Source organism: Flavisolibacter nicotianae, from assembly GCF_003628535.1.
GTDB lineage: Bacteria > Bacteroidota > Bacteroidia > Chitinophagales > Chitinophagaceae > Flavisolibacter > Flavisolibacter nicotianae.
Genome location: NZ_RBCI01000025.1, coordinates 1 through 10112 on the forward strand (window position 1 = coordinate 1; position 10112 = coordinate 10112).

The 10112-nt window shown below is 45.0% G+C and carries 7 protein-coding genes; 2 read left to right on the forward strand and 5 right to left on the reverse strand.

What is annotated here, in order from left to right; translation table 11 throughout:
* Positions 1-61 precede the first annotated feature (61 nt).
* Together D6024_RS26985 and D6024_RS25830 are read right to left on the reverse strand one after the other, a co-directional pair.
* The gene (locus D6024_RS26985; protein WP_162945043.1) at positions 62-247 is read right to left on the reverse strand and encodes a hypothetical protein; all 186 of its coding nucleotides are present in this window, start codon (positions 245-247) and stop codon (positions 62-64) included.
* Between the two features lie 68 nt (positions 248-315).
* Positions 316-1968, reverse strand: a complete 1653-nt coding sequence (locus D6024_RS25830; protein ID WP_162945044.1) for a glucosamine inositolphosphorylceramide transferase family protein — start codon at positions 1966-1968, stop codon at positions 316-318.
* Between the two features lie 2235 nt (positions 1969-4203).
* Here D6024_RS25830 and D6024_RS26990 point away from each other — a divergent pair.
* Entirely contained in the window at positions 4204-4380 is a 177-nt protein-coding gene (locus D6024_RS26990; RefSeq protein ID WP_162945045.1) for a Thivi_2564 family membrane protein, read from the forward strand.
* 63 nt (positions 4381-4443) lie between these two features.
* Here the strand turns inward: D6024_RS26990 and D6024_RS25845 are convergent, their stop codons facing one another.
* From D6024_RS25845 to D6024_RS25855, 3 genes are read right to left on the reverse strand one after another with little or no spacing between them, the layout of a single operon-like run.
* Complete coding sequence (locus D6024_RS25845; protein ID WP_121357723.1) at positions 4444-5229, reverse strand: polysaccharide deacetylase family protein; 786 nt, start codon at positions 5227-5229, stop codon at positions 4444-4446.
* Between the two features lie 16 nt (positions 5230-5245).
* On the reverse strand, positions 5246-6442 hold the full coding sequence (locus D6024_RS25850; RefSeq protein WP_121357724.1) for a glycosyltransferase family 87 protein: 1197 nt from the start codon (positions 6440-6442) through the stop codon (positions 5246-5248).
* On the reverse strand, positions 6439-7239 hold the full coding sequence (locus tag D6024_RS25855) for a glycosyltransferase family 2 protein (RefSeq protein WP_121357725.1): 801 nt from the start codon (positions 7237-7239) through the stop codon (positions 6439-6441). Before D6024_RS25855 ends, D6024_RS25850 begins: the two co-directional genes overlap by 4 nt.
* Before the next feature lie 825 nt (positions 7240-8064).
* Here D6024_RS25855 and D6024_RS25860 point away from each other — a divergent pair.
* Positions 8065-10112: TonB-dependent receptor family protein (locus tag D6024_RS25860; RefSeq protein WP_162945046.1), on the forward strand; the 2048-nt coding region annotated here is incomplete at its 3' end.

The window sequence follows — 10112 nt, forward strand, 5'->3', positions numbered from 1 at the left end:
AATCATGCAAAGAATCATCCCCAAACAATAGTTGCAGCTGCAGACAGAGCTATTGGCATTATTAGGCACCGGTCGTTCGGAGAAGATCCAGGTGGTCAGAAACAACATTGAAGTCCTTCACCAGACCATCCGGCAGCTCCGGAAGACGGCAAACGGGACAAGCCAGGTACCACTTCGAATCCACAACAAACCAAAGGGGCTTACCGCCGCCGGTTCTGGCGCAAAGAAGAAAAATGGTTGCGCTCAATGCGTTTACTTAAAAAGAGGTAACTATATACGAGTTGGCACAGAGGCGGTGGGCAATTGAAATGTGCTTTATTTTCTTTTTTGCATCAGGGCGTCAATCATTGAAAGATCTTTCTCAAAAGTAAATGTATGTGTTGCCACGATGTCCTGGGCCCAATTGGGTGCAATCACAGAGACCTTGCGCTCCTTGTATTCGCTTTCACTCAGTGTCACCACCTCGTTGATCACCGTTGCATAGCCGTACCGGACGGAGCAATCCTGCGACGGGCGGTAAAGCTTGTTGTTATGATAAAACAATTTACCGGCCGAGCGGGCAGATTTCACATCCGACACAATTGGATTGCAGGGGTGACTTTTCCACTCCTGCGTGAACAGCGTATCGGCAGAAAACAGGAACAATTCATCGTGAAATGGTCCGCCTTCCATTTCCACGATGTTTGTAAACATCCACACTTTGTCGTCTTTTAGCAGAACGGTCGTATCCACCGCTGTGACATCTTCCATCAGATACATTTTGAACTCCCACTCATATGGAAAATTCTTTGCCTTGTACAGCTCAATATTCCCGCTTCGTTCGCTTTCGGGTATCATGTAGTAGTTTCCCTCGTATGGGAAGACAAAGGGATAAGACAGGTGGTAGGATTTTTTCAGTACCGCCTTGGATTCAGAATAGTTCCCTTTCGGATCAATTTCCAGCACAGATATATGCCCTTTGTTCTCAGCGTACAGAAATTCTTCCAGAAAAACAAAGTATTTGCCGCTATCAAAAATCACACAAGGGTCAGCCCAAAACTTATCGGCTGGAGGGATCAGCCGTTTGTAGCGGAAGATGGAGGTAGAAGGACCGGGCTTGTTGTTGAACGAATATAAAAGGATCCATTGTTCGTGGTTGAAAAGACTCCAGATTTTGTACCGGAGTCGGTGCCAAAACTCTCCAACCAGTATCTTGAAAAACGTGTAGCTGTCCGGTAAGGTGTAAAGCCGGTTTGAATAGAAGCTCAAGTGCCCGTTTTCAGATTTTAATTTTTCTAAAAATCTTTCTTCCCCCTGGTCGTGCAGTTCTTTTAATTTACGGGGAATAAAACGGGAAGTTTTCCAGTAAAAGCCATTCAGCGTTCCATTGTGGGTTGGATAAACGGTTGACCATGACCGGTACAACACGTCACCGCTGTCCAGATCTTCGGTGAGGATCTGCAGAATAGAACCGATCTCTTTTTCTTTGTTGAAAAACTCCCAAAAGCCGGACGGCCCCCCCCTTTTCACAAAATTGTCACCGTGATGATACGACCAAACACCCATTTTGGCAGCGCGTAAAATTCCGCCCCGCAAGATCCGAAAGCCCAAGCGGATAAGCACATCCACTTTGTATTCAGCAATTCTTGCCACATCTTCTTCCTTTACAAAATCCGAGAACTTTTTTTCAATGCATTCCACTTCCATTAGCGGACAACCGCTGATCAACTCTTTCAGGTCTCTGGCTGCAAAAGCATCCGGGGACGCAGCACACTTTTTATGTTCCCACCTTTTGTAATACTCATAAAGAAAATACCTGAGCTTATCGTTTACTTTTTCTTTGAATGACCGCTGCGGAACGGTCATTTTCTTTTTTACGACAAGAACGACTTCTGCAAAATCAGACGAATTTAAGTTTTCAATCAGCCGGTACGACCAGAACGGAATTTGAAAACTATCGACCAATAATCCTATTCTTACCTTTCCCATTCATGCTATGATTTACTTCCACAAATGCCAGGTTCATGTTTGAAATAATAAAAAGATGGTTTGCTTTTCACCAAGCTGTTTGTCCAATAGCCAAAAGCTCGTTTACGTTTAAAGAGTTCACAGGTTTTGTTGGCGGGTTACTCTTCACCAGTGCCCACCTTACTTTTAAATCGCTCCACGAATATTACGCATTAATCCTGAAAAATCACCACCCGTTTCCCAGTACATTCCCGTTTAGAACATCCGAATAGATGACTAAATGTGCCCTTTAATATCTTTTAGAAACAGAACTCATCCATACCATCGATTCACACTATTCAGCGCGGTCAGGTCGAGGGCGGTGGACGGAAGTCGAACCAGTCATTAGAAGATATAACGATATTGCCAAATTTAGTTAGTTGGCAATTAGCAAACCGTTACTAACTCGGCCATTCACCATTTGTAGCTTTAAAGTGCAAGAAATTGAATAACCTATTCAGCACTGCCCTCTTATCCAACTCACCACGACTGGCAGAACAGAGCGCCATCACTTGCGATCTATTTTAGCTCTTCAAACTTTTGATTGTTTGCGCCTATAACATCCTTGCAAAAAGAAAGACTGATTATCCTTGGAATCGTTCGCAAAACGGGCCCCGAATTGAACGGGAATGGCATATCATTGTATTGAACTCCCTGGTTGATTGTCGTCCTTGGAAGCATTTGCGAATGGCACACATCAGCACAGCCAATAATTTGACAAAGCCTGATCAATACCTGATGAAGCTTCCTATCCGTCGCATTCCTCCAACCATTGGATTGGTAGCCAGAAATGGATTTTCGGGTCCATTTTTCGCTGACGTATTTCCCACCACAAATACGTTTCACCTGAACACCTGTGGAAACTCCAGGTGTTCACAAGGTCATCAAATAAAGTTTTTATCCCGGTTTATCCTAGCCAGAGCCAGTCTCTCAGAAATCACATGAATATGCTATTCGACATCTTCTACTGACGTCATAGATTTGCTTGGTTACGAGCGCCTTCAGCAAGGTCCGGCAAAAAAAGGTTTTCCTATTTCAACCATTATATTGAACTAAACCAGATTGACCCTGTGGTCCCGCATTCACTTTCCTTTTCATCTATTGAAGAAACCTGTTGTTTTTTGGCAGCTGTTCAACTGCATGGTTTTCTTTTGCTCTGCAAGCAGAACATCCTCATTGCCGACTTTTCGGACGCAGAACTTTTTTTGGCGCAGGAAGAATACGGAGCCGCCCTTATGCAAACGCCTGAAACCACCCACCTTATAGACCTTTGCTTTTTGTAGCCATAGCTCCACATACAGGAACAACGCTGCGGTGTGCCCGCTCTATTGCTGTCCCGGCCAATCTTCTTGCGGGTAAACCTTTCTTGCTTGCACGTCCCAACCACACAGAACTTTCGAACTCAGCCGTCCCGCAGCATTTCGCCAAAGGGTTCTGTTTCGGCCTTTCCTGCTCGCATGCATTAAAAAATGGAGGAATCTGCAAAGATCATTGCGATAGCCCTCGCAGCCGTGTTGGTTTCAGTCCGTACCAATAGCAGGTAAGCCGGCACCACGTCCACCATGACAAACAAGGCCAACGGAACCGCCACGACGACAACTACACCATCAACCTTGGAAGTTAGTACGCGCCGATGGAAAGTAATGTCAGCCAAAGGGAAGAAAGGTCGTATTCTGACGCAACGCCCGTGGATAAATGTCAATGACAGTGTGTACACCTGGGCGATGGTGTGGCGGTTGGCCGTGGCGGCCGGGTTACACCCAATAGAAAAGAAGGGAACTCTGGGAAATCGAAGTGGTCGATAAGAAGGGAAACTTCTTTGAAAAAATCGGCAGGGCCAATTATACGCCAGGGCAAAACCATGGAAGGTGTAAAGAAGCTGGCTGTGAAGTAAAAGAAACAACAGAAAAAGTTGGTACAAACTTCCACAATGACGTGGAAAATATCGACTGCCACAAATACCGGATGACTGTCAAAATACCAACCCGGCCTGTTGTTTTTTTACCAACGCTTGGGAACGCAAACGCGGAACGGTGGCAGAACAGTTCCGGCACGCCTGACCAATGTTGCTTGCTGGGTGGAATTAATGTATTAACCAAAAAGCGCTGGCACAACATTTTTAACCTTGCCCTTAGATTCTGAAACAATTTGCCTCCGTTATCCTCTTGGTAGCCGGCAATAGGTAAAGAGCAAAACAGACAGATAAACTTTCATGTTATGCCCGGAAATCTTCTTAATGTCGTATTGGTTTTAATTATTGTGGGAGTACTGCTTTGGCTAATCAACCGTTTCATTCCGATGGCTTACCCCATCAAAACCATCCTGAACGTTGTTGTCGTCATTGCGGTCATTATTTGGCTGCTCAAAGCCTTTGGCCTATTTCATGGATTTTAGCCTTATATAATGCAGCACGATGTTCCACCTTAAAGAATTGTTTTCAGCTATACCATGCACCAATCATTGCTTAATTCCTGTTATGCTAAACTTTTTAATCGTACAGAAATCTCCTTCATTTGAAAGATCGCACAGCAATCGTTTTATTTTTGCGTATAATAGTTGCTTGCTTCCACTCTTTAAATAGTCCGGCAGGGCGGCATATGCTGACAAATCTGCCCACTCCCAGGGATGAAAATATAGAAGCAAATAATCATCTTTTCTCAATGTATAAAGGGCAAGGCGTAGAAAAAGTTTATACGGTAAGTTTTTAAAGGCAAGCCAGAACAATGGTATTCGAAGGTGTGGAGTGACTGAAACAGGAATCTGAAGGATCCCCTGTTCTTCAAATGGCTTTCGAGGAAACTTTATGTTGTTATAACGGCCCGGTATCCAGGTTGGGTTGATGGAAGAATTATATTTATAACCTGCATTCCTTACAGCATCGGGCCGCACACGCGTCATGCGTGGCATTCGTAAACCATAAACCTGTTGACCTGTTATCTTTTCAAGGACTTCTTTTGAGGTGCGTAAATCCTGTTCACAGAAGGTTGAATGGTAAAAGGCGTGTGAAGCAATCTCATGATCTGAAGCCAATTCCCGAACTGTTTCAGGATAAGAGAAGGCAAAAAAAGCGGTCGTAAAAAGAGTTGTTTTTACATACGGCAGTTGCAACAAGGGCATCAACTCCAGAAGTCCTTCATAACCAACTTGTAATTGTTTTTCAATACAGATTGCCTGCCCATATTCCAAAGGCAGGTCAAATTCTTCAACATCAAAGCTTAACAGTATTTTCCGGTCTCTACTCATACATCAATTACTGCACCTAGCCAGCTGAAGGCGAATTACGTGCTTTTAGAAACTGTTTTTTATGAATTTGTACTAAAATGACTACCCAAACGACAAATGATGGAAACGCCTTAATGGAATAAGGCTTTGCCACATGTTCCCGAAACCATGGTGTCAGCAAATCGGAATATAAAAAAGTTGTCATGAAAAAAACCACAGCAAAAAAGATGTTCACCGTTTTTGTTTTGGGTTGCAGCAAATACCAAAGACAAAGACCTGGCATAGCAATAATGTACGTTGGCGATTCAGAACTTGAGTTAAAAATGACCGTGCTTAACAGCACCGAGCATAGGATGTAATGCCGATAGCGCAAGTCTTTGTAATGCTTTACCGGAAAGAACTGGCTTAAAAAAGCCGCAAACGCCGGCAGCAAAATGAAAATATCATTCATTTTAGGCAGGTAAAAAATGCGCCGCAGCATACCGAGGACCGAAACATTTTGGTACAAGACGTTTGGAGCCGTCAATGAGTCATTCTTCTCATGTTTTGCCAGAATGGCAACATACCAGTCTTTGTAGGATTGCACTAAATAAGGAAATGAAACTACCAACAGCGGGAGTACGAAAAAAACGCAACTCCACACAACAGCCCATACAAAAAAGCGGAACGGTTTGCTGCTGAATAAGAAAAAAGCAAAGCCGACACCTCCCAGCAGCTTAATAAAGGTCGCTGCCATGATGAAAAACAAGGCATGCCCCTCTTTCTCCTTTTGAACGTAGGCAAATCCCAAAAGAAGACAGCCGCAGATCAGGGCATTAATCTGCAGCCAGGAACTGGCATTCATTAGTTCATGTGCACACAACACGACCAGCGCAGCTTTCCATTTCCGGTGGATTGGCAGTTGATAGATGGCAAACAGCAGAAAAGAAACATTGAACAGCACCCAAAGCACCGAACCCATATTTACCGGCAGCCAGCTAAACGGGGCAATCACAAGTCCAAAGAGCGGACCGTACAAATTCACATCGTAGTGCTCCTGGGGGTAAGGGAGGTATAAATTTACCTGTTGAATCAGGTGAACATACACGTGGCGGTAGACCAGAAAGTTGTTAATCTCGTGAAGGCCAATGGCCTGAAGAGCGGCGAAAAGAGACAGTCCAAACCAGAGCGCCCAGCCCAGCTTCTCATTGTACAAAACGTTCCGTGTCCATGACATCCGGGTTTTGTTGCTCATTTTGTTTCGGTCATTTTGATAGAGGTAGAATATAATGGGCCGAACGAGACGTGCTTTTCTTTTGGCAGGCGGTGTTGAAGACGCAGCAAAGAAAGGAGGTTTCTCAGTTCCTTTCTTAAGACTTTGTAATCAAAATCGGAAAAAGACACATGTTGTCGCAGATGAAGATCAATAACTTTTATAGATAGCGCACGTTTCGTTGCTCGGAGCAAAAACTCCGTATCGATTAAAAACTGGTCAATCGATGTTTGCAAAAACACGGCTTTCCCGTTCTGATTAAATCCTTTTAAACCGGATTGTGTGTCGTTTACTGGCAGGTCAAAGAAAAGCTTGTTACAAAAAGAATAAATCCGGGAAATGATTTTGCGTTTGAAAGGCAAGATGGAAAAGTACTGTGAGGTTCGCCTTCCTGTAACAACTTCGGAGCCTGCATATAGTTCTTCAATAAGTTGCTGAATATTTTTCAGTTCAAAAGGGAAGTCAAAATCCATCACAATTGTATAGGGTGCAGTGGCTCTGCTCACACCATAGCGCAAGGCGTAACCTTTGCCCCTGTTTTCCTCGTAATCATAAAATAAAATATCAGGACAAAGAGCCTGAATAGATGCAAACCTGTTTTTCAGTTCCGCAACGGTCGGACCATCATGCACTGCAATGTAGGTAAGGTTAAACCGTGGCAATAAAGCCTTTAATTTATTTTGGTTATCAAGAAACTGCTCAGCCCAATCTCCCTTAGGCTGGTACAAAGGCAATACAATTGATATTTCCAATTCGCATTTCGGAGTATTAGCAAGCATCTAAATGAACGTTAATAAATGTTAACGAATGTTAACAAAGTTGCAATCCAGAGGCGAGATGTCCAAATAAATACGGCTGATAGAGCTCGAAAACATGAAAATGGTAATTAAAAGTTTGAAGGCTATTTTGTCTCGGCCCTGTCGTTAATAGGCTGAACTTACCGGCTACAGAATTGACATATTCCTTTTCTTTCTGACCAATTTGCCTACTCTCCAAAAAATAGCTTCGGTGTCTTTTGCAGCAATCGGTTTCGGCCACCCAACCGGAATAGTCTTTTTAATATTTTAAAAAGAAGAATCGTAAGAATAAGTCGGCTGAAGAAAAGAAGATTTATAAAGTCTTCCGATTTGATGATTAAAGAATCTTGCTTTTCCCGTCTTGCTGCTCAATCATTTCTTGCTTGAGCACAACACCTGATACCAATTTTGTAAGAAGCAGCTTTTGACTTGACAATCGGAAGTTTTTGAGGATTACTAGCAGGAAACATACCGGTACTGTATGAACTCTTTTCCCGTCCTCAGTTATTCAATTTATATGGGCCAAAGGTGGTTAGTTCAAACTGGCGGAAGAAAGTCTGTATCACCGGCACAGACACCTTTTGGCAGTAAGTGGTCTCATAAATTGTTTTATTATCGTTGCGCATGTCTGGTTTTAAGTTGCACCAGGCTGCAAAGCAGCGCATCAAAAGTGCCGTAAGTGTATTACCGTGCCCAGTTCTGGTAAACTACAAAAAGAAATTTCGCTTTTCGTAAGTAGCTTTTCTCGATTTTGTAACCGGGTCGGCTTAGGTTCTCTCAATTTCGCGCCAAAGTTTTGTCCTAACAATGAGAAAAAGATCACTTGGCGCTTTTTTGCTGTTTTTAAGCAATATTTCCATATACGCCCAACAAGATTCTTCTAAAATATTAAAGCCGGTAACCATCACCGGCTACCGGACCGTGAATGGTGTTGGCCATCTGCTGGAGGTAAAAGACGGCGTGATTTACGCTGGTAAAAAGAACGAAGTCATCATAACCGACAGTTTGGATGCCAACAAGGCCATCAACAACACCCGGCAGATCCTGGGTCGCATTCCGGGGCTGAACATTGTGGAAACGGAAAGCAGCGGCTTTACCGCCAACGGCATCGCTACACGAGGGCTCAACCCAACGCAAAGCATCGAGATGAACACCCGCCAGAACGGTTACAACATCAGTGCGGATATTTATGGCTACAACGAAGCCTACTACCTGCCACCAATGGAAGCGGTCAGCCGCATTGAAATGGTCAGAGGCGCAGCTTCCCTTCAATTCGGACCCCAGTTTGGTGGCCTGGTGAATTACCTCACCAAAGACGCCCCCCTGAATAAGCCCGCTGAATTCAATACGTCCCTTACCCTGGGCAGCTTTGGCCTTTTCAATTCTTTCAATTCGTTTGGTGGCACCTACAAAAAATGGAACTACTATAGCTTTCTGCAATACCGCACCCTGGAAGGTTATCGTCCCAACAGCAGCCAGCGGCAGGCATCGGCTTTTGCTAAAGTGCAATACAACGCAACGGACCGGTTGAAGATTGGCGCCGAATACTCGTTGCTCCGCAACCGCATTCAGATGCCGGGTGGCCTTTCCGACAGCATGTTCCATGGAAATCCCAAACTTTCCACCCGTGCCCGCAACTGGCTGAAAAGCCCCTGGAACATTGTAACGGCTTACCTGAATTACTCGCCTTCTGAAAGGACGACCCTCAGCCTGAAAACGTCTTACTTATTTAGCAACCGTTCGCTCGTATGGCGCAACGAAGACGGCGGCCCGGATGCACCGGATGAAATTGATCCGTCCACAAGCCAGTATGTTCCCCGTGAAGTGGAAAACGAAGACATGCACAACACCACAACCGAACTGCGGTTGTCGCACAACTACGCCTTAGGCAACTATGAATCAACGCTGGCAGGCGGACTTCGTTTTAGTCGTGCATGGTTCAAACGGCAGGGCGGTGGTGAAGGCACCACGGGCAGCGATTTTGATTTAAGCATCACCGGGGAATGGGAATATGCCTTTGATTTTACCACCACCAACCTGGCACCCTTTGTTGAGAACATCTTCCGTGTGGGAAAGAAGTTCACTGTTACGCCAGGCTTCCGCTTTGAATACCTAAACAGTACAGCAAGAGGCTATAAGATTGATGGCTTGGATAAGATGATTGCTGATCAAGTGCGCAACCGCTACATCCCCCTCTTTGGTTTGGGTATCGAATACAAACCAACTGCGTACACCAGTCTTTATGGCAACATCAGCCAGGCCTATCGTCCGATTGACTACAGTGCGCTGGAGCCCTTTGGCGTCACCTCGAAGATAGATCCGGCCCTCAAAGACGCCAGCGGTTACAACGCCGACCTCGGATACCGGGGAACCCTCAGGAACTTCCTGAATTTTGACATCAGTGGTTTTTATCTTGCCTACAACAACCGCATCGGTGTGGTGTTGAAAACCGATGCATCGGGGAACGAATACACCCTTCGCACCAATGCGGCAAACAGTGTGCACAAAGGACTGGAGAGCTACCTGGAGTTCAACCTGCTCAAATACCTGCATCCGCAAACCAAAAACGGTCTGAGTGTTTTTAACTCCTTTGCTTTTATTGATGCCAACTACACGTCGGGAGAATACAAGGGCAACCGCGTGGAAGCGGCGGCAAGAGTCATCAACCGCCTGGGGATTATTTACAACAATGCACATTTTTCCGGCACCTTCCAATACAATCATACCGGCGATGCCTTTGGCGATGCCACCAATGCCCGCACCAGTAGCGACCCGGTAGCAGGCTACATCCCGGCGTACAGCGTCCTGGATGTTAGTGCCACGTACAAAACAGGCAACTATCAACTCAAAGCCGG